Annotated in this window: 17 protein-coding genes; all 17 read left to right on the forward strand. The window is 39.8% G+C overall.

The features are described 5' to 3' along the window. The first annotated feature begins 19 nt into the window (after positions 1 to 19). The gene (locus HQN86_RS20390) at positions 20 to 1,186 is read left to right on the forward strand and encodes a glycoside hydrolase family 172 protein (protein ID WP_172662737.1); all 1,167 of its coding nucleotides are present in this window, start codon (positions 20 to 22) and stop codon (positions 1,184 to 1,186) included. A 24-nt stretch (positions 1,187 to 1,210) separates the two neighbouring features. Continuing rightward, the gene (locus HQN86_RS20395; RefSeq protein ID WP_172662738.1) at positions 1,211 to 2,440 is read left to right on the forward strand and encodes a DUF6786 family protein; all 1,230 of its coding nucleotides are present in this window, start codon (positions 1,211 to 1,213) and stop codon (positions 2,438 to 2,440) included. Between the two features lie 81 nt (positions 2,441 to 2,521). Continuing rightward, positions 2,522 to 4,285 (forward strand): L-fucose isomerase, encoded by a 1,764-nt coding sequence (locus tag HQN86_RS20400; RefSeq protein WP_172662739.1) that lies wholly within the window; start codon positions 2,522 to 2,524, stop codon positions 4,283 to 4,285. 11 nt (positions 4,286 to 4,296) lie between these two features. Further along, positions 4,297 to 5,628 carry an L-fucose:H+ symporter permease gene (fucP, locus tag HQN86_RS20405; RefSeq protein WP_172662740.1) on the forward strand — a complete coding sequence of 444 codons (1,332 nt, stop codon included), beginning with the start codon at positions 4,297 to 4,299 and terminating at the stop codon, positions 5,626 to 5,628. Positions 5,629 to 5,638: 10 nt separating this feature from the next. Beyond that, positions 5,639 to 7,309, forward strand: a complete 1,671-nt coding sequence (locus HQN86_RS20410) for a ribulokinase (RefSeq protein ID WP_172662741.1) — start codon at positions 5,639 to 5,641, stop codon at positions 7,307 to 7,309. 27 nt (positions 7,310 to 7,336) lie between these two features. Beyond that, positions 7,337 to 9,976: a GH116 family glycosyl hydrolase gene (locus HQN86_RS20415; RefSeq protein WP_172662742.1), complete on the forward strand. Its 2,640-nt coding sequence runs from the start codon at positions 7,337 to 7,339 to the stop codon at positions 9,974 to 9,976. 30 nt (positions 9,977 to 10,006) lie between these two features. Further along, entirely contained in the window at positions 10,007 to 11,077 is a 1,071-nt protein-coding gene (locus HQN86_RS20420) for a GTP-binding protein (RefSeq protein WP_172662743.1), read from the forward strand. An 18-nt stretch (positions 11,078 to 11,095) separates the two neighbouring features. Then, entirely contained in the window at positions 11,096 to 11,809 is a 714-nt protein-coding gene (locus HQN86_RS20425; protein ID WP_172662744.1) for an MIP/aquaporin family protein, read from the forward strand. Between the two features lie 31 nt (positions 11,810 to 11,840). Then, positions 11,841 to 12,134, forward strand: coding sequence for a peptidylprolyl isomerase (locus HQN86_RS20430; protein WP_172662745.1), 294 nt, complete (start codon positions 11,841 to 11,843; stop codon positions 12,132 to 12,134). 15 nt (positions 12,135 to 12,149) lie between these two features. Then, positions 12,150 to 13,829, forward strand: a complete 1,680-nt coding sequence (locus HQN86_RS20435; protein WP_172662746.1) for a DUF4091 domain-containing protein — start codon at positions 12,150 to 12,152, stop codon at positions 13,827 to 13,829. Positions 13,830 to 13,840: 11 nt separating this feature from the next. Further along, positions 13,841 to 15,499: a UxaA family hydrolase gene (locus tag HQN86_RS20440; protein ID WP_172662747.1), complete on the forward strand. Its 1,659-nt coding sequence runs from the start codon at positions 13,841 to 13,843 to the stop codon at positions 15,497 to 15,499. 35 nt (positions 15,500 to 15,534) lie between these two features. Continuing rightward, a complete protein-coding gene (locus HQN86_RS20445) occupies positions 15,535 to 16,386 on the forward strand; it encodes a fumarylacetoacetate hydrolase family protein (RefSeq protein ID WP_172662748.1) in 852 nt (283 codons plus the stop codon). A gap of 25 nt (positions 16,387 to 16,411) precedes the next feature. Continuing rightward, a complete protein-coding gene (locus HQN86_RS20450; RefSeq protein WP_172662749.1) occupies positions 16,412 to 18,007 on the forward strand; it encodes an aldehyde dehydrogenase (NADP(+)) in 1,596 nt (531 codons plus the stop codon). Positions 18,008 to 18,028: 21 nt separating this feature from the next. Continuing rightward, a complete protein-coding gene (locus HQN86_RS20455) occupies positions 18,029 to 19,372 on the forward strand; it encodes a deoxyguanosinetriphosphate triphosphohydrolase (RefSeq protein ID WP_172662750.1) in 1,344 nt (447 codons plus the stop codon). A 7-nt stretch (positions 19,373 to 19,379) separates the two neighbouring features. Continuing rightward, positions 19,380 to 20,345, forward strand: coding sequence for a YpdA family putative bacillithiol disulfide reductase (locus HQN86_RS20460; RefSeq protein ID WP_172662751.1), 966 nt, complete (start codon positions 19,380 to 19,382; stop codon positions 20,343 to 20,345). Between the two features lie 55 nt (positions 20,346 to 20,400). Next, the gene (locus tag HQN86_RS20465; RefSeq protein WP_172662752.1) at positions 20,401 to 20,793 is read left to right on the forward strand and encodes a BlaI/MecI/CopY family transcriptional regulator; all 393 of its coding nucleotides are present in this window, start codon (positions 20,401 to 20,403) and stop codon (positions 20,791 to 20,793) included. Between the two features lie 31 nt (positions 20,794 to 20,824). Then, positions 20,825 to 22,555, forward strand: a complete 1,731-nt coding sequence (locus HQN86_RS20470; RefSeq protein WP_172662753.1) for a M56 family metallopeptidase — start codon at positions 20,825 to 20,827, stop codon at positions 22,553 to 22,555. Positions 22,556 to 22,568: the final 13 nt, after the last annotated feature.

A 22,568-nucleotide genomic window follows, 5' to 3' on the forward strand; every position in this document is an offset into this window, starting at 1 on the left:
CACATCGCAATTTAAAATTATGAGAAAGCTTTTATTACTAATCATCGCAACCATTTTTATTCTACCGGCAGTTGCGCAAAAAACCCAGAAATTTGATGGCCTTGATATGAATCTTGGTAATCTGTCTCGATTATCTGATGCAAAAACCAGGTCTATTAGTCCGGAGAATTTCACTGGCGAAAAAGGCAAAGGCGGAATGGCTGACCCCGTAAAAAGTAAAGGGCAACGTAATGTAGCCAATGCAGCAAACGAAGCCCGTGATTTGGGAATTGGCTGGAAAGTGAATCCTTTTATAATTGTTAAAAGCGGAGAAACCGTAACTATCGCAGAAATGGAAGGTCCGGGTGCTATACAGCAGATCTGGATGACACCCACAGGAAACTGGCAGTTCTCTATTTTGCGCTTTTACTGGGACGATGAAAAAGAACCTTCTATTGAAGCTCCTGTAGGTGCATTCTTTGGAATGGGATGGGGAGAATATGCTCCATTAAACTCCCTGCCTGTAAGTGTTAACCCGGGAAGTGCTTTTAACTGCTACTGGAAAATGCCTTTCAGAAAGAAATGCAAAATCACTCTTGAAAACATTAATCCAAAAGATGATATGAGGTTATATTATCAGGTAAATTACACACTTACTCCAGTTGCGGATGATGAAGCTTATTTTCATGCACAATATAGAAGATCGAACCCTAACACCACATCTGTTCATACTATAATTGATGGCGTAAAAGGCAAAGGGCAGTTTGTTGGCCTGTATATGGGACTTGGTGTAAACAATAATGGATGGTGGGGAGAAGGTGAAATTAAGTTCTTTTTAGATGGTGATAAAGAATATCCTACTATAGCCGGAACAGGAACGGAGGATTATTTCTGCGGATCTTATAATTTCGACAGAGGCGGTAAATATACAGAATACAGTACTCCATATGCCGGTTTACATCAGGTAATCAGGCCAGACGGAACCTATAAGGCGCAGCAGAGATTTGGAATGTACAGATGGCATATCATGGATCCAATACGATTTGATAAAGATCTTAAGGTGACCATTCAGGATCTGGGATGGAGAGATGGTGGCAGGTATCTGGCACAGAAATCAGATATCATGACTGTTGCTTATTGGTACCAGACGGAACCTCATGGTAATTTCCCTAAATTCCCTTCAAGAGATGAACTCGAAGTAAATTAATCCTGACACTTTAAAACTCAGAACATGAAATTGCTGAAAATTCCATCACTATTGCTGGCAGGAATGATGATCATATCTTGTCAGTCGACCACAAAAAAACAAAATGATATGAAGGTTTTTGAAAAGGGCACGTTTGGCTACGATTTAAACTTTTTGAATGAAAATGACAGTATAGTTGTTTTAAAGAATGATGACGGAAGCGCTCAGCTTGCTTTATCGCCAAAATATCAGGCAAAGGTATTTACTTCAACTGCCGAAGGGCTTGATGGCAAAAGTTTTGGCTGGGTTAACTATAAAGCCTTTGGCAAACCTTTGGACCCGCATATGAACGCTTATGGTGGTGAAGACCGTTTGTGGCTTGGCCCGGAGGGTGGGAAATTTTCCCTTTATTTTAAAAAGGGTGATTCGATGGTGTTCGACAATTGGCACACGCCTGCAGGAATTGACAGTGAAAGCTGGACATTGGTAAAATCTGACGGAAAGCGCGCGTCGTTAAATAAAGAAATGGAGTTGCAGAATTATGCGGGTACTAACCTTAAGATAAAGCTGGAAAGAGATGTAGAGATTCTGGAAAAGAATAACATCGAGAAAGTATTAAATATTAGTTTGGCTGGTAAAGTGAGCTCTGTCGCCTTTAAAACACAAAATACCATCACTAATAGCGGCACCAATGAATGGACAGAGAAAACAGGGGCTCCTTGTATCTGGAGTTTAGACATGTTTAGTCCATCACCTAAAACTGTAATTGTTATTCCATATATTGAAAGTGCCGCCGGTAAAGTAGCTACTACAGATTATTTTGGAGAGATTGCTAAAAACCGTATCACTTACAAGAATGGAATTCTGTTGTTCAAAGCCGATGGTAAATCACGTGGCAAACTCGGCATTCCTCCTGGTAGGGTTAAAAATGTTGCCGGTAGTTATGCAGCGGACCAGAATGTGCTTACCATCACGATGTTTGACATAAACAACAAGGCAAAATACTTAAACCAGGAATGGACACCAGACAAAGATCCATTTACTGGCGATGCCATGAATGCCTATAATGATGGACCTTTAGCTGATGGCTCGCAAATGGGACCTTTTTACGAATTAGAAAGTGTATCGCCGCCTACATTCTTGAAACCAGGAGAAAAACACACGCACATGCATAGTGTGTTTCACTTTACAGGGGACAGAACCGCTTTAAATGAAATTGCAGTAAAGGTTCTTGGTGTATCTCTGGACGAGATAGCGGGAGCGTTTAAAGATTAAAATCATGTATTCGGATAGCTGGTGGGCGCTTCAATATCTCACCAGCCTTTATCCGAAATTTAACCAAATAAAGATCAGAATATGAACAAATACCCTAAGGTAGGCATTCGACCTATAATAGATGGCCGTTTGGGAGGCATTCGTGAATCCCTGGAGGATACCACAATGAATATGGCCAAAGTAGTAGCAGCATTATTTAAGCAAGAATTGAAGTATCCTGATGGCAGCCCTGTGGAATGTGTCATCGCAGATTCCTGCATTGGCGGAGTTAAAGAAGCAGCTGCATGTGCAGAAAAATTCAGAGATAATAATGTAGGAGTATCATTATCGGTTACGCCATGCTGGTGCTATGGTTCAGAAACTATGGACATGGATCCGCTATTGCCTAAGGCAATCTGGGGATTTAACGGCACAGAAAGGCCAGGCGCAGTATATTTGGCAGCAACATTGGCAGGCCATAATCAGAAGGGCTTGCCAGCATTTGGGATTTATGGAACTGACGTGCAGGACCTGGGAGACGCTGTGATTCCTGCCGATGTTAAAGAAAAACTACTTCGCTTTGCGAAAAGTGGTTTAGCTGTTGCAATTATGAAAGGCAAGTCATATCTGGCTATAGGTACAGTTTCTATGGGAATTGCAGGTTCAATTGTGGATGCTGATTTCTTTCAGGACTATTTGGGCATGCGCAATGAATATGTAGATTCCTCTGAAGTTTTAAGACGCATACAACAGAATATATTTGATCAGAAAGAATACGAGAAGGCTTTGCAATGGACCAAAAAATACTGCCTGGAAGGAGAAGATTTCAATCGGTCTGAGAAAGTGAAATCAAGAGAAGAGAAAGACAAAGATTGGGAATTCGTAATTAAGATGACGCTTATTATTCGCGATCTGATGATTGGGAATGATGCGCTTGTTAAAATTGGTTATGCTGAAGAAGCCCAGGGACATAATGCAATTGTTTCTGGCTTCCAGGGGCAACGCCAATGGACAGATTTCTTACCTAACGGGGATTTTCCTGAAGCCATACTGAATTCTTCATTCGATTGGAACGGAATAAGGGCACCTTATATGGTTGCAACGGAAAATGATGCACTAAATGGCGTTTCTATGCTATTTAATTATCTTCTGACCAATACCGCGCAAATATTTGCTGATGTACGTACTTATTGGAGTCCGGAGGCTGTAGAACGGGTATCTGGCTGGAAGCCTAATAACCTTGCAGAGGCTGGATTTATTCATTTGATAAACTCAGGCTCAGCAACTTTGGATGGCACAGGAAGACAAACAGTGAATGGCAAACCTGTGATGAAGCCGTTCTGGAGCATTGATGAACAAGAGGCTGAGGAATGTCTGAAAGCAACCACTTGGTATCCTGCAAATCTCGACTATTTTCGTGGGGGAGGCTATTCATCCAATTTTCTTACCAAGGGAGAGATGCCCGTAACCATGTGCCGACTAAATCTGGTTAAGGGCCTTGGCCCTGTACTTCAGATTGCCGAAGGCTGGACAGTGGATTTACCTGAAAACGTACATAAGGTATTGGATGAACGTACTGACCGTACCTGGCCAACAACCTGGTTTGTTCCGCGTTTAAACGGAAGCGGTGCTTTTAAAGACGTTTATTCAGTTATGTCGAACTGGGGCGCCAATCATGGAGCGATAAGTTATGGGCATATTGGAGCTGATCTGATCACCCTGGCCTCAATGCTCAGAATTCCGGTAAACATGCATAATGTTGCTTCAAGCGATATCTTTCGCCCTTCAGTATGGTCTTCATTTGGAATGGATACCGAAGGCTCGGATTACAGGGCATGTCAAGTTTACGGATCATTATACAGTTAAGCACCTATCTGATGAATAAAAAATCAACTTCACTGTTCAGAACAGAAACCGGCAAGAGTTATCTCATGCCCTTTATTTTCATATGCAGCTTATTCCTTTTGTGGGGTTTTGCACATGGTTTGTTGGATGTGCTGGACAAGCATTTTCAGAATATATTGCATGTATCAAAAGCACAATCTGGCTTTATACAATTTTCATTGTACATCGGTTATCTGGCTATGGCTGTGCCAGCCGGGTTGTTTATGAAGCGATTCGGTTATCAAAAAGGAATCATTTTAGGGCTGGTTTTATTTGCCATTGGTGCCTTTCTTTTTTACCCGGCAGCTAAACTACAAGCATTTATACCATTTCTGCTTGCATTATTTGTACTGGCATGCGGACTGGCTTGTCTGGAAACTGCAGCCAATCCTTACTCAACTATTCTTGGGCCAAAGGAGTATGCCGCAAGACGGATCAATATTTCTCAATCTTTTAACGGTTTAGGTTGGATATTGGGCCCTTTAATGGGCGGCTTGTTCATCTTTGGAACCGAGCATACGCCTGGCGTAGATAAATTCGATTCCATGGTTAAGCCATACATGATGGTTGGTGGAATCGTTGTGGTTGTTGCATTGATTTTTATGCTCATCAAGCTTCCTGAAGTGAAAGAAGCCAGTGACACCGAAACAGCCGAAGATCCGCCGATGCGCAATTTATTGAAGCACCCGGCTTTTGTATTGGCTGTAATTGCGCAGTTTCTTTATGTGGCTGCCCAAACCGGTGTTAATTCGTTCTTTATTAACTATGTAACAGAGACCATACCTAATGTAACAGGACCAGTTCAGGATATAATGCAACACTTAGGTTGGTTTGGTGAAGTGTTTACACCAAAAAATCCTGAGCAGGCAGCATCTCTTATTCTTGCAATTGGCGGCATGGGCCTTTTTTGGATAGGCCGCTTATCTGGCTCATATATGATGAAATATTTATCGCCGCAGAAACTCCTTGGAATATATGCCTTGGTTAATACAGTATTGGTATTTATAGTATTATTAGAGATAGGATGGTTTTCTGTAGTAGCCCTATTTTTTACTTATTTCTTTATGTCGATCATGTTTCCGACAATCTTTGCTTTGGGTATATATGATTTAGGGCCGTTAACCAAAAAAGGAGCGTCATTTTTGGTAATGGCAGTTGCAGGCGGCGCGTTTTGTCCGCCGATAATGGGCCTTATAGGTGATCACTTTGGGATGTCTATTGCCTTTATCATACCAATGGTATGTTTCGCATTTATTGCCTGGTATGCTATAAAAGGAATAGGGAAAAAGATTGACGCTAAAAACATTTCATTGCAGCACCATTAAACAGAGTCAAATGACAAATCAAGATTATTGTATAGGAGTTGATTTTGGAACAGATTCTGTCAGATCCATTATTGTTAATGCACATAATGGTGACGAAGTTGCTTCGTCTTCGTTTATCTACCCAAGATGGAATGACGGACTTTATTGCAACGCCAGTCAGAATCAATTCAGGCAACACCCACTAGATTATATTGAGGGGATAGTACATACTATAAAAGAGTGTTTAAGGCAGGGTGGAACATTTGTAGCTACAAATATCAGAGCAATATCTATCGCTACCACAGGCTCGACTCCGATAGCCGTAAATGACAAAGGAATTCCACTGGCATTGCTACCTGAATTTGAATCTGATGCTGATGCGATGTTTATTCTTTGGAAAGACCACACCGCAGTTAAAGAAGCTTCCGAAATTAATGCACACGCAAATAAACATAACCCTGATTACACTTTATATTCCGGAGGTATTTACTCCTCAGAATGGTTCTGGTCGAAGCTATTACATATCCTGCGAAAAAACGAGCTTGTCAGAAATGCTGCTTATACCTGGGTTGAACATTGTGACTGGATGCCATTTCTGCTAACCGGAGGTAAAAAAGCCACGGAAATAAAGCGAAGTGTATGCGCCGCCGGACATAAAGGTTTGTGGGCCGAAGAGCATGGTGGTTTTCCTCCTGATCACTTCTTCTCTACACTTGATCCACTATTAACCGGATATTCGGCTACTTTAGGTAAGGAGGTTTATACCTCAGATAAAGCAGCCGGTAGGTTAAATGGAGAATGGGCTGAACGATTGGGATTGAGTACAGATGTTTTAGTGGGTATTGGTGCAATCGATGCACATATGGGTGCCGTAGGTGGACAAATAGAACCTTATTACCTGAGCAAAGTAATTGGTACATCTACCTGTGATATGCTGGTTGCACCAAAAAAAGATATAAACGAAACCGTAGTTAAAGGAATATGTGGACAGGTTGATGGCTCTATTATTCCCGGAATGATAGGCATGGAGGCTGGACAGTCGGCCTTTGGCGATGCATATGCTTGGTTTAGGAATCTTTTATCATGGCCTTTACAGCATTTAGTTTCCGGTTCAGCTGGAATTGATGCAGCAAATTCGAAAATAATTCCGGAGAATGTTTCTCAGCAGCTATTGGCTGAGTTGGAGAAATATGCGGCGGCATTAGAATTTAATGATCAGAGTGAACTGTCTGTTGATTGGTTTAACGGCCGCAGAACACCTGATGCCAATCAATTACTGAAAGGTGCGATAACAGGTATAAACCTGGGGAGCAATGCGCCTTCCATATACCGATCAATTGTAGAAGCTACCTGTTTTGGCTCAAAAAGTATCTCCAACAGGTTTAAAGCTGAGGGCATTGCCATAAAAGGTTTGATAGGTGTGGGCGGTATCGCAAAGAAATCACCATTTGTAATGCAGACGCTCGCAAATGTCATGAATATGCCTATCCGTGTCCACCAGTCTGAACAGACTTGTGCACTGGGAGCCGTAATGTTTGCCGCAACCGTTGCGGGTATCTATTCTAATGTGAATGAAGCAATGAACGCAATAGGGAAAGGATTTGATAAAACCTACCATCCTGATGACAGACTGGCTCATTTGTATGACTTGAGGTACGAAAAATATGAAAGATTAGGAAAATATCTGGAAACAACTATTTAATTATAACCATCACTAATTATAGTACTGATGAAAAATAATGATAACAGACGTTCATTTATAAAGAAAATAACCATCGGCGGTATCGGACTCACTGCGATGCCATCGGTGATGATGGCCGAAGCCGGAAGCGATACGCCTGATAAGGTAAATGAAACTTTACAGGCGTCTTTAAAACAGGATGAAAAGAATATAAAAAGAGCTTATAATACCAGCTATAAAAACGAAAATCTCAGAAGAGTAGCATTTCCGATTGGTGGTTTGGGTTCTGGGATGTTCTGTTTAGAAGGTAGCGGAACCATATCTCATATGTCTATTCGCAACAGACCTGAAATATTTCATGAGCCCAATATGTTTGCCGCAATTGCTGTAAAAGGCAAACAAACGGTAGCACGGGTATTGGAAGGGCCAATTGAAGAGTGGAAGATGTTTGGTCAGCGCGGTACGGGTAATGGGGCTAGCGGGAGTAACTACGGTTTGCCAAGATTCAACAGTGCTGTATTTACAGATCGCTTTCCATTTGCAACTATTGATCTTGAAGAAAAGGACATACCGTTAACAACACAGATTTTGGGATGGAGTCCATTTATTCCAACTGACGAAGACAACTCAAGCTTACCAGCAGGTGCATTAGAATATAAATTCACAAACAATACTTCAGAAACTATTGAAGCAGTCTTTTCTTATAATGCAAGAAATTTTGTGTTACAGGGCGGCCAAAAAGGAGCCATTAAAAAGTTATCAAATGGATTCATTCTGTCGCAGGAAGGAACAACTGAAAAACCACATTTAAAAACAGACTTTGCTATTTTCACCCATGAACCTGCAACTGTGGATTATTGTTGGTTCAGAGGTGGATGGTTTGACCCTTTAACCATGGTTTGGAATACAATTAAAGAGGGAAAAGTTAAGGCTCAGGAGCCTGATTCAGATGCACCTGGTGCTTCGTTATTTGTTCCGTTTAAATTAAACGCAGGAGAACAAAAAACCATCAGGCTTATGATGGCCTGGTATGTTCCGGATTCAGATCTTCATATTGGAGATGTGGTCGTTGATCCAAAAAAGGCTGAATCGGCGGATTGTTGTGTAACCCCCTCTGCCATTGGTTTGGAAGAGAAGTCAACTTACAATGATCGAAATTACAAACCCTGGTATAGCAGTAAATTTAAAGGCATAGAAGAGGCTGCAGCTTATTGGAAAGATAATTATGAGGAACTGCAAAAGAAGTCAGCAATATTCCGTGATGCTTTTTACTCGAGTACTTTACCTCCGGCAGTTGTTGAAGCCGTTGCGGCAAACCTGACTATCCTTAAATCGCCAACAGTATTGAGACAATATGATGGTCGTTTGTGGAGCTGGGAAGGGTGCGGAGATGATGGTGGGTGCTGTCATGGTAGTTGTACACACGTATGGAATTACGCACAGGCAATTCCTCATCTTTTTCCATCCCTGGAAAGGAGTTTGAGAACTACAGAGTTCTGTGAAAATCAAAATTTTGAAGGGCATCAGCAATTTAGGGCAAATATGCCTATTAGTCCGGCTAAACATGATTTTCATGCTGCTGCAGATGGCCAGCTTGGGGGCATCATGAAAGTATACAGAGAATGGAGAATTAGTGGTGATGCCATATGGTTAAAAAAAATATATCCAATGGTAAAAACGAGCATGGATTATGCAATTAACACCTGGGATCCAAGAAGCAAGGGAATTGTCGAAGAGCCGCATCATAATACCTATGATATTGAGTTCTGGGGACCTGACGGGATGTGTACGAGTTTTTACCTGGGAGCCCTTAATGCAATTATTAAGATGGGACAGTTTCTTAAAAAAGATATATCAAAATATAAGACACTCTACACTGCCGGCAAAAAGTTCATGGAAAGTGAGTTATATAATGGAGAATATTTTAATCAGAAAATTCAGTGGACAGGGTTAAACGCGCCAAATCCAGTAAATGAAAAATCTTTTGCTACTCAATATACTGCTGAAGCATTAGAAATATTAAAGAAAGAGGGACCAAAATATCAGTATGGAACGGGTTGCTTATCTGATGGTATTCTTGGCGGATGGATTTCCAGAATGTGCGGACTTGAAGAACCGTTGGATGTTGAAAAGACCAAAAGTCATTTATTATCTGTTCACAAATACAATCTGAAGGCAGATTTAAGTGACCACGTAAACCCTCAGCGTCCATCATATGCTGCAGGGCATGAAGGCGGCCTTTTGTTATGTTCATGGCCGAAAGGAGGGATGTTGTCTCTGCCCTTTGTTTACAGCAATGAAGTGTGGACAGGAATTGAGTATCAGGTAGCATCCCATCTGATGCTTATGGGGCAAGTGAATGAAGGTCTGGATATTGTAAAGGCTTGTCGCGACCGATATGATGGCCGAGTGCGTAATCCTTTTAATGAATATGAATGTGGGCACTGGTATGCCAGGGCAATGTCTAGCTACGGAATGATACAAGGGCTTACCGGAGTACGCTATGATGCCGTAGACAAGACCTTACATGTAGATTCCAAAGTAGGAGATTTTACCAGCTTCCTATCGACAAATTCAGGTTTCGGTACAGTAAGTTTTAAAGATAATAAAGCATCACTTAACATTGCTTACGGTAAAATACCAGTTAAAAAAGTACTGATAGCAGGTAAAGAAACACGATTGTCGTAGTTGTAAAGTATATAAATTAAAATAGAAACGATGAAATTATATCTGATCGGCGGTTTCCTGGGTAGCGGTAAAACAACGGCTATTCGAAATGCATGCGCTCAATTAATGAAAGAGAATGTGAACGTTGGTGTAATTACTAACGACCAAGGGGTTCAGTTGGTAGATACCAGATTCATCCGTAATGCAAATATTCCAGTAATGGAAGTGACCGATGGTTGTTTTTGTTGTAATTATGATAAAGTAGACAGTTTGATTGAAATACTAAAAGAAACCCATCACGCTGAAATTGTATTTGCGGAATCAGTAGGATCCTGTACAGATATGATTGCCACAGTGGTAAAACCACTGCAAAAATTTCGCAAGGATATAGGAACCGTAATCTCTGTTTTTGTTGATGCAAATGTGTTACCGACGATGCTCCAGGCTGCACCGTTATTTGTGGATAGTGTGACTTATATTTATAAGAAACAAATTGAAGAGGCAGATATCCTTATTGTCAATAAGATTGATTCTCTGACTAACGATGAGTTAAACAAGATGGAACGTTTGGTAAATAGTAAGTTTCCTGAAAAAACAATTTTGTTTCAAAATTCGCTTGATATAGAAAGCATAGACCAGTGGTTAATTACACTGGAAAATTTTAAAGCAGCCACCAGAAACTCTTTGGAAATTGACTATGATATTTATGGTGCAGGAGAAGCAGAACTTGCCTGGCTTGATATTGAATTGGAATTGTTTGCTGATGAAAGTAATGTGTTTGAGGCAGGAGTTGCACTTGCAAAGGAAATTCATTGGGAAATAACCGAACAGAAATTGCCAATAGGCCATTTAAAATTCTTCGTTGACGATGGAGTGCAACAAAAGAAGATAAGCTTTACAGCGGGAAGTCAAAACGCAATAACTGAGGTTACAAAATCGTCTTCTTCAAAGGTAGATATACTGATCAATGCAAGAGTGCAAACTGAACCGGAACATCTTGAAGCTTTGGTGTTCGATATGATCGGCAAAATTGAAGCAAGCTCAGGGCATAAATTTATTACGAAAGGTATTTCCTCATTTAAACCGGGCTACCCAAAACCAACACATAGGATTATTGATTAGATCTATCAAAAGAATAAAATGCAGAATCAAGTAAGAAAATATACTGCTGAATTTATAAGCACATTTATAATGGTTTTCTGTGGTACAGGGGCGATTATCATTAACCAGGAATCGGGTGGAGTGGTAACGCATATGGGTATAGCAATCACCTTTGGTTTGGTTGTGATGAGTATGATTTACGCTTTTGGAAATATTTCGGGTGCGCACATGAATCCGGCGGTGAGCATTGCCCTTACCATATCAGGAAAGCATCCGCTAAAAGATTTGGTACCTTTTGTTTTGAGTCAGCTGGCAGGAGCGATCGCAGCAAGTTGCACGTTGCAGGCCCTGTTTCCAGCTAATGATACACTAGGATCAACATTACCTGCAGGTTCCGCTTTTCAATCTTTCATACTTGAGTTTTTCCTAACATTTTTTTTAATGCTTGTAATCATTAGCGTAGGAAGAAAAAGTAAAAAAGAGGGGAGCCTTGCCGGGATAGTAATTGGAGGTGTAGTTGGTTTGGAAGCGATGTTTGCGGGGCCAATTTGCGGAGCATCAATGAACCCGGCGAGATCATTAGCCCCGGCAGTTATTTCTGGTCATACGGAACATTTATGGGTGTATTTGAGTGCAACGATTTTTGGTGCTATCATGGCTGTTTTAGTCGGCAAATTTTTATTAGCTGAAACCTTTGTTCCACAGACGCATACTGAAGTTGAAAAATCAAGAATTAGCGCTTATGAAAATTGAGGATAAAACTGTGGTATCTATTAGATATAAGATGGAAAATAGTAGAGGGGAGGTGCTTGAAGATATTCTGGATGGGTTGCCAATCAACTATTTACATGGTCATGGAACCATTTTCCCTTCCCTGGAAGCAGAACTCAAAGGTTTAAATGAAGGAGAAGAAAAACAGATTTTTTTGTCAAAGGAAACAGGATATCAGGATTTAGATGATGAGTTTCATATCTGGGTTGTTGTTGACAAGGTTCGGTATGCCAGCGATGAAGAGCTGGAAAAAGGGTTAAATCCAGTGTTGTCAGACGGTTATTGTGGCCCAGAGGGTTGCTGTTAGAAAGGATTAAAAAAAATGAAAAGACTTGAAAAAATAGCATTTGTATTTATTATACTAAGCATGCTTTTCTATAAGGATGCAATAAGTAAAGATAAAAACATGGACGTTTGGCTGGAAAGCTCGTTGAAACGGATTTTTCCTCAATCACCAGGTAAGGCCACTGATCATCTCACCTTAATTGTAGCTAGAAACAGTAGGGTATCCTTTCAGGTTGGATTTCATAGCAATATGAAAGACAGGGTAGAGATTGCCTGTGATGTTGAAACCGGAGCAGTTAAGCATGAAGTTCGTTATGTAGGCCTGGTTCCTTTTCAAAACTTTAATACCGATGTACGTGAGGAAGAGCTTGATGGCATTGGTTTCTTACCGGGAATGTTACCAGATCCACTTTACCCGCTTACCCGTGTAGATGCTAATCCATATGCAAGCCGCTCTTTTTGGGTTACATTAAGGATTCCAGAAAATATAGAACCGGGTATTCACCAATGCAAAGTAAAAGTAAGCTGGAATGAGGGAAAAGTTAACATGGAGAAAACGCTTTTGGTTGATTTAAATATTAGCAAGCTTATTGTTCAGCCTCGTAAAAATTTTCATGTAACCCATTGGTGGAGAGGCGAAGCTACCTGGGCTCAGTATAAGACTGAAATGTATGATGAAAAATGGTGGCAGCTCACTAAGGCACAGATGAAGAATTTAATTGATCATGGAAATGATGTAGCCTTTATTCAAAATTTGTTTGAGCTTAAAACTGTATTTAAAAAGCCTTGTCAGATGCTGATCATCAATGAAACCAGTCCTGGTAAATATAGTTTTGATTGGTCTCGTATAAAGCGGTTCGTTGATATGACTAAGGAATTGGGCTACAAAAAATTTGAATGGGGTCATCTTTTTCTTTACTGGGGTGTTGAAAATGCAATGCATGTTTATACGCAAAAAGGTGATAAATATGAACTGCTTTGGGATGAGAATCTTTCTGCAACTTCTCCGGTTTACCTAAATTTTCTAAAACAATATCTGCCAGAGTTTCATCGCTTCCTTAAGAAGGAAAACGTATTAGACGATTCCTATTTTCATTTATCGGATGAGCCTGGATCTGAGCATATACAAAACTACAAGAGGGCTAGAAAAATACTACAGGAACTGGCTCCCTGGATGAAGGTAATGGATGCATTAAGTGATGTGAGGTACGGAAGAGAGAAATTAACTGATATACCGATTCCAATCATTAGCTCGGCCGGCGATTACCTTAAAGAGAATATTCCTCATTGGGTGTATTACTGCACAGGACCCAGAGATCAGTGGCTTAATCGGTTCTACGACACCCCACTTGCTAAAATCAGAATGTCGGGTTTTTTATTTTATCATTTGAAAGCTCAGGGCTTTTTACACTGGGGATACAACTATTGGAATGTAGTGGAAAAGGAAGAACCTATTGATCCCTTTACCAATGCATCAGGAAGTGCTTATCCTGGAATTGCAGCTGGAGATCCCTTTGTAGTTTATCCGGGACCAGATGGGCCATACGATTCAATAAGATGGGAAATATTTGCAGAATCTCTTCAGGACTATGCCATTTTGCAGTCGGCTGGTATTAAGCAGGACGATCCCATGCTATCTGAAATAAAAACTTATGCTGATTTCCCTAAGAAAGAAGAATGGATAGATCAGACTATGAAACGAATACTAGAAAAATAAATACTTGATTAATGAAGTCAAAAACACTTAAAATAAATCGCACAGATAATATAGAGGTAGCATTATCGGATTTAAAAGCAGGTGATGCCATAAATAGTGATGAGGGAACTTATGATTTGGTTACAGATGTTAAGGCAAAGCATAAATTTGCGACTATTGACCTACTGCCAGGAGATGATATTGTGATGTACGGGGTGCTTGTAGGCAAGGCAACTACAGCAATTAAAAAAGGCGAAGTAATTACTACAGGCAATGTTAGTCATGCGGCTAATAACTATAAACTTAAGGAAAGAAAAACCAGCTGGGAATTGCCAGAAATATCCTCATGGAGCGATAAGACTTTTATGGGATATCATAGAGATAATGGCACAGTTGGCGTGGCCAATTACTGGCTGATCATCCCTTTGGTATTTTGTGAAAACAAGAATGTACAGGTTATTCAGGATGCCTTTATGAAAGGATTGGGATATCATGACAATGATTCATCCTATTACAATCAGGTACAGCAATTGGTTAAGATGCACAGAGCCGGTATAGCTGTTGAGGATATATTGAGCATAGACATAGGTACTTTAGATAGTGATGTAGTGGCAGAAAACAGGGTGTTTCCGAATGTTGATGGGGTTAAGTTCTTAACACACTCATTAGGATGTGGTGGTACAAAAGACGATGCCATAAATCTTTGTGGCTTACTTGCAGGATATATAACGCACCCCAATGTTGCAGGAGCTACTGTGCTAAGTCTTGGTTGTCAGAATGCACAAATACCGCTTTTAAAAGAGCAAATTGCAAAACGAGATCCTCAGTTCTCGAAACCTTTATATTGCTTTGAGCAGCAACAGGTAGGAACTGAATCTGAATTAATGAAATTGGCTATAAAACAAACCTTTGCAGGCTTGATGCAAGCCAATGAACTTAAGCGCCAACCCGCCCCTTTAAGCAAACTTTGTATTGGACTGGAGTGCGGGGGGTCAGATGGTTTTTCTGGAATTTCAGCTAACCCGGCTTTGGGGTATACTTCAGATCTATTGGTTGCTTTGGGATCATCGGTAATACTTTCGGAATTTCCAGAGCTTTGTGGTGTAGAGCAGGAACTTAGCGATCGTTGCTTAGATGAGACTGTCGCCCAGAAGTTCATGACCTTAATGACAGCTTACCATGAAAGAGCTAAAGCTGTAGGTTCAGGTTTTGATTCTAATCCGTCGGCAGGCAATATACGTGATGGTTTAATTACTGACGCCATTAAATCTGCCGGTGCAGCAAAGAAAGCAGGTACGTCGCCGGTTATTGATGTTCTAGATTATCCAGAACAAGTTTCCAAACCAGGATTGACATTGCTATGTACACCTGGTAGCGATATAGAATCAACAACGGCAGAGGTTGGAGCAGGAGCTACACTTGTATTTTTCACAACCGGATTGGGTACCCCAACGGGCAATCCTATTGCACCTGTAGTAAAAATCTCAACGAATACAACGCTATATAAAAAGATGAATGACATCATTGATATTGATGCAGGTACAATAATAACTGGCGAAGAAACAATTAAACAGGTAGGAGAACGTATTCTCGATTACATCATAGAAATAGCCAGCGGGTCGATTAAAGCCAAGGCTGAAGCATTGGGACATAACGACTTTATTCCCTGGAAAAGAGGGATATCCTTATAAACAGACAATTTCAAATTAAAACGAATAAATACATTATGAAATTATATAAAACTAAACAAGGTGCTATTTTGCATAGTGATGCGGGATATTATTTACTTAATACTGATTGGGATACATTGATTAATAATGACAACCTCTACAAATATTTAGTTCATGTACTTAGTGAGAGTCCTGAATCTTTGCAGGAAAATAAAGCATTAGCAATATTAGAAAACGATGTTGAGGCACCAATTGGACAGCAGGAAGTTTGGGCAGCAGGAGTAACCTATCTGCGCAGTCGCGATGCCAGAAAAGAGGAATCTAAAGATTCCGGTGGGGCAAGCATGTATGATAAAGTTTATGATGCAGATCGTCCTGAATTATTCTTTAAATCATTACCTCATCGTGTAGCTGGACATAAACAACACGTAAACATTAGAAAAGATTCGACCTGGAACGTGCCGGAACCTGAATTGACTTTGTTTATCAACGCTTCCGGAAACATACAGGCTTATACTATAGGAAACGACATGAGTTCCAGAAGCATTGAAGGAGAAAACACGTTGTATCTGCCGCAGGCAAAGATTTATGAAAGAAGTGCTGCTCTTGGACCGTGTTTATATATACCTGAAAAGCCGATATCCGATAAAACAATGATAGAGATGGTTATCAACCGAAACAGTAAGGAGGTTTTTCGCGATTCGGTTTCTATTAGCAGAATGAAACGCTCTCTGAATGAGTTAGTAATCTATTTGTATGCTGAGTGCGACTTTAAAAACGGATGTTTTTTAATGACCGGAACTTGTATTGTACCTCCTAATGACTTTACTTTGAATGAAAAGGACGAGGTTAGCATAAGTATTGATAATATTGGAACATTAACAAATCACATAGCTATTCGTGTATAAAAAATAGCTTTAAATTTTACTAAATATGGTGTCTATAACAGGTGAGAATTTTATTGGAAATATTCGTAGTGGCAATGGAACCGATAGCTTTCAGGCTTTCAATCCCACTGGGAATGTTTTAATATCAGAAAAGTTTACTTACGCAACAGAGAAAGAACTTGAACGGGCATTATCATTAGCACAGGATGCTTTTGTTAGCTATAAAAATATTTCAACAATTAAGCGTGCTGAGTTTTTAGAAGCAATTGCAGAAGAAATAATGGCGCTGGAAGAAACATTGATAGAAAGAGCTGTTACAGAATCAGGTTTGCCCATTGGACGAATAACAGGCGAAAGAGGCCGTACCTTTGGTCAGTTAAAAATGTTTGCCCAGTTACTACGTGACGGCTGGTATGTGGATGCAAGAATAGATACTGCACAACCTGAAAGAGTACCATTACCAAAATCTGACATCAGAAGAATGCTTATTCCAATTGGCCCTGTTGCAGTTTATGGTGCCAGTAATTTCCCATTGGCTTTCTCTACAGCAGGAGGCGATACTGCTTCGGCACTTGCTGCAGGCTGTCCTGTAATTGTTAAAACACATCCATCTCATCCTGGCACCAGCGAATTGATATCTTCTGCAATTATTCAGGCAGCTAAAAGAACAGGCATGCCTGAGGGTGTATTTTCAGCCTTAAACCTTACAAACGATCAGTCGGTAAGACTCGTACAGCACCCTGCTATAAAGGCAGTGGGTTTTACAGGATCAAGAAAAGTAGGCATGACTCTTTTTAATGCGGCTGCGAAAAGACCAGAACCCATTCCTGTATATGCAGAAATGAGTGCTATAAATCCGGTTATTTTGATGGAAGAAGCATTAAAAGTAAAAGGAGAAGCAATTGCTAAAGGATTGGCCGGCTCAGTAACTATGGGGGCAGGCCAATTTTGTACTAATCCTGGATTGGTATTACTAATAGAAAGCGAAGCGAGTAAATATTTTCTAAATCACTTTGTGAAACATCTGGGAGCAACTGAACCTGCAACAATGTTGAACAAGAATATCTGCCAATCATACAGTAAAGGTATCGAAACGACTAAAACGGTTAACGGAGTTAATGTTTTGGCTGAGGGAACAAAATTAGCAAATGACGAGAGAAATGAGGCCAGATCAATTGCTTTTACGGTTTCAGCAGATGATTTCCTTTCGAATAAACAGTTAAACGAGGAGGTTTTTGGTCCGGTAACACTTTTTGTATTGATAAAAGATACAGCCCAGCTTCATCTGGTTTTAAATCAATTGGAAGGGCAGCTTACGGCTACTGTTCATGCCGAACCTGAAGATAAAGGTAATTTGATTCCTGTAATTGATATAATCACCCAAAAAGCGGGTCGTGTGATCTATAACGGTTTTCCTACAGGTGTAGAAGTTTGTCATTCAATGCAACATGGTGGACCATTCCCGTCAACCACCGATGGAAGATCAACATCTGTGGGTACTGCAGCAATTTATCGTTTTTTAAGACCGGTGTCTTATCAGGATATTCCAGATGAATTACTTCCTGCAGCATTACAAAACAGTAACCCACTGAGTATTTTGAGGTTGATAGATGGCTCATGGAAAACTGATTTAATACCTTAACTTCGTGCTTATTTTTAAGCTATGAATTGGGAAAAGTTATTGTCATCAAAACGATGGGGAAATGAAGATAGGTTTACTGGAAATCAAAAAGAAGCTCGTTCCGAGTTTCAAAGAGATTATGACAGGATCATATTTTCATCACCTTTTAGAAGATTACAAAACAAAACCCAGGTATTTCCTTTACCAGGCAGTGTGTTTGTTCATAACCGACTTACACACAGCCTGGAAGTTGCGAGTGTTGGGCGATCATTGGGTACGATCTTTTACAACAGGATAAAAGACTCAGATGCCAATATAGATGAAACCTGTCCGCTGCTATGTGAAATAGGAAACATTATTGCATCTGCTTGCTTGGCTCATGATCTGGGTAATCCGGCCTTTGGTCATTCTGGTGAATCAGCCATATCGCACTATTTTAACAGTGGTGATGGGAAGATATATCAGGAACAGGTAAATGAGGCACAGTGGGAAGATTTGATCCATTTTGAGGGAAATGCCAATGCATTAAGAATATTAACCCACCCATTTGCAGGAAAAGGAACAGGAGGATTTGCATTAACTTACTCTACACTTGCTGCGATAGCTAAATATCCATGTGCATCTGTAGCAGGCCATAATAAAAAGAATATTTATACTAAAAAATACGGTTTCTTCCAGTCAGAGCAAAGCGGATTTGAAAAGATTGCTGCAGAGATGGATCTTATTAAGGTTCAGGAATCGCCTTTAATTTATAAGCGACACCCACTTGTGTATTTAGTAGAAGCAGCAGATGACATTTGTTATAATATTATTGATCTGGAGGATGCACATCGTTTAAAAATCCTTTCGTACAAGGAAGTTGAAACTTTACTTTTGCCTTTGTGCAATGATGTTAAAATGCCGTCAAGGCTAGCTGAAATGGAAGATGATGATGCCAAAATCACGCTCATGAGGGCAAAATCGATAAGCACATTGATATGGCAATGTTCAAATGTATTTTATCAGGAACAGGAATCGATATTAAACGGTGACTTCAATATAAGTTTGATGGATGCTATTGAAGCGCCATTCTTATCCGTAATGAAAGAAATAGAAAAGATTTCAGTTAAAAAAATTTATAACTATTCTTCTGTTGTACAGATCGAAGTAGCAGGTTATCAGGTAATGGGCGGGCTTTTAGAAGAGTTTATTCCAGCCTACCTGCAAAACGAATCAAAATACCATAAGAAACTGGTTGAATTGATACCGAAGCAATTTTTAACAGAGAAGAATGATGTTTATTCTAAAATCCAAAGCGTATTGGATTTTGTTTCAGGAATGACAGATATCTATGCTGTTGAGTTATTTAGGAAAATTAAGGGAATATCTTTTCCTTCAATGAGTTAATAATAAAATGGAAGTTACAGATATACTTATTATAGGAGCAGGGCCAATTGGTATTGCCTGCGGTATTGAAGCAAAAAAAGCAGGCTTATCGTATGTGATCATCGAAAAAGGATGTCTGGTGAATTCATTATATAATTATCCTCAGAATATGACTTTCTTCTCCACATCAGAGAAACTGGAAATAGGGGGAGTTCCTTTTGTTTCAAATAATCCTAAACCTACCAGGTCCGAAGCATTAGAGTATTACCGCAGGGTAGCACTTAAATTTGAATTAAATACAAAGCTTTTTGAATCTGTTGACGATGTTGCGAAGCAAGATGTTGGCTTTATAGTAACCACTTCAAAATCAAGCTATCTTACCAGAAATATTATCATCTCTACCGGATTTTATGATCTCCCGAACAAAATAGATATACCCGGCGAAGATCTTCCCAAAGTAGCGCACTATTATAAAGACCCGCATTATTATGCAATGCAAAATGTTATTGTAATTGGGGCCAGTAATTCATCGGTAGATGCTGCCTTGGAAACCTATAGAAAGGGCGCCAATGTAACCATGGTAGTCCGAGACGAATCGATAAGTAAGCGGGTTAAATACTGGGTTAGACCGGATGTTATGAATCGCATTGAGGAAGGAAACATTAAAGCTTATTTCCATTCTGAATTGGTTAGCATAGCAAATGAGACCGCTGATATTCGAACACCAGAGGGAATAATTACCATACCAAATGATTTTGTGCTGGCCTTAACCGGTTATCAACCCAATTTTGAGCTGCTAAGAAAATTTGGTGTTAAGCTTAGTGAAGACGATAAGTGCCTGCCGGAACACAATTCACAAACAATGGAGACCAATGAAAAGGGTATTTATTTGGCAGGTGTTGTTTGTGGAGGTATGGATACCCATTTATGGTTTATAGAAAACTCAAGAGACCATGCTGTTAAGATCATAAGCGATATTAAAAAGAAAGCTTAAAAAAAATATTTCACATATTGTTTGTTTCGTACGAAAGTTATCCTACCTTTATATTATGAAACAGAATAAACCTATTGATGCTATTCCTGAGCCTACAAGAGCGGAGCTTGAAATTTTACAGGTTTTATGGGAATTTGGCCCTTCTACAGTGCGCTTTGTTAATGACACACTGAATGAGCAAAGAGATGTAAATTACACCTCTACACTTAAGCAAATGCAAATCATGGCAGATAAAGGGATTCTTAAACGCGATGAGCGCCAGATGAAGCATATATACATTCCCGTAGAAGCCGAAAATAAAACTAAGGATCAACTCTTGAATCGTTTCGTAAATACCTTATATAAAGGATCTGCTTCAAAACTAGTCATGCAATTATTAGGAAATGAAAAGACTTCCAAAGAAGATCTTGATGCTATTAAACAGATGTTAAAGAAACTAGATAAATAATAAAAATTCGAATAATTTAAGAACCACAATTATGGAATTTCAATATGCTTTATGTATCACTTTTTTCCATTCATTATGGATAGGGATGATCCTTGCTTTATTAACAAGTCTGATTATAGTTACTACAAAAAAAAGCAGTGCTGCAATAAGGTATAATTTACTTACTGCTGTTTTGTTTTTGTTTGTGATCATCATGAGCCTGGTGTTTTATGATACCTTAAACTCAGGGAGTATCCATCAAAGTTTGAGTAAGTCAGGGGGAGCGACACTTTTCTCGCCCCAAATAAGCAAAGAAGCCGCCACTGCAGTCAATTCTCAGTCTTTAACTCAGGGCAGTTCTGGATTTATTGATGGAATGGGGTATTTGATGAATATATGGACATCTTATTCCGTTCAAATCGTAATGATTTGGTTTTTGATCATTTGCATTAAATGCATACAGCTCATGATGGGAATGCATGCAATTTACTATCTAAAGAATACCCAAATCTATTCAGCGGGTGATTTCTGGGAAAATAAGGTAACCGAACTTTCAATTAAATTGAAGATCCCCAAAAATATTCAGATTCTACAATCTGGGCTTACGAAAGTACCCGTTGTTGCAGGACACCTGAAGCCTGTGATATTGATTCCACTTGGTTTGTTAAATGGATTGTCTGCTGCCGAAGTTGAAGCGATAATCAGTCATGAACTTGCACATATTAAGCGTAGTGATTACCTGGTAAACATACTTCAAAGCTTGATTGAGATCATATTCTTTTTTAATCCTGCTGTATTGTGGTTGTCTAAATTGATCAAAGAAGAAAGAGAAAACTGCTGCGATGATCTTGCGTTAACTTGTACTTTGAATAAGCAAGACTATATTCAAGCGCTTGTTTCTTGTCAGGAATTTCAATCAAACCAATATGTTATGGCGCTTACCGGCAGAAAGAATCAACTTTTGGAGCGCGTGAGCAGGATGGTATTCAACAAAAGTTCTTCGCTAAACAAAATGGAGAAAATTATTCTGACCGCTACCTTGATATCAACGTTGATTTTTACAGCAGCTTTTACCACAAGTAAAAACGCTGTTGTGTCCGATAAACATCCGGTTAGTGAAGTGGTTAATATAAAGCCATATCAGGATACAACTATAAAGCATAATACAACGAAGCGTCTCGCTAAAAAGACTCCGGCAGTTAAACACAGAAAGGCTAATTATGCCAAAACTGCCGAACAGACAAGAGAAAAGACGAGGGTTATTGCCGAACAAAAAAGAGAGGAAGCCGAAAAGGCAAAAGCAGCACATGAAATAGCAAGCCAGAAGGACCTAAGTAACAAAATTTATGATACTGCCAGGTATGAAAAAGAGGCTGCAAAATACGCTGCTGCAAGTCAGCAGTATAAAAAGGATGCTGCAAAATATGCTGATGAGGCGGCAAAATACGTCGCCGATCCGGAACATTATCCGGTTCCCCCAGTGCCGGTAGCCCCGATAGCTCCTGTATATAGAAAACCATATATTCCTGCCAAGCCGGTAGCTCCGAAAGTTAGAATCGGTGACGGAGTAGTGATTCAGGATCGGGCAGAACCAAAAGATATGACTAAGGAACTGCAAAACGATGGCTTATTACAACAAACAAATAACTTTAAATACAAGCTGGACGCCGATGAACTGATCATTAACGGCAGGAAACAATCGGATGCGGTTCACCAGAAGTATATGAAAAAGTATCTCAAAAATCGTAAAGGAACAATTACTACAACAGTAAACACTGATTAAAAATAGTTTAATC

It is taken from the genome of Pedobacter panaciterrae, from assembly GCF_013204795.1.
Lineage (GTDB): Bacteria > Bacteroidota > Bacteroidia > Sphingobacteriales > Sphingobacteriaceae > Pedobacter > Pedobacter panaciterrae.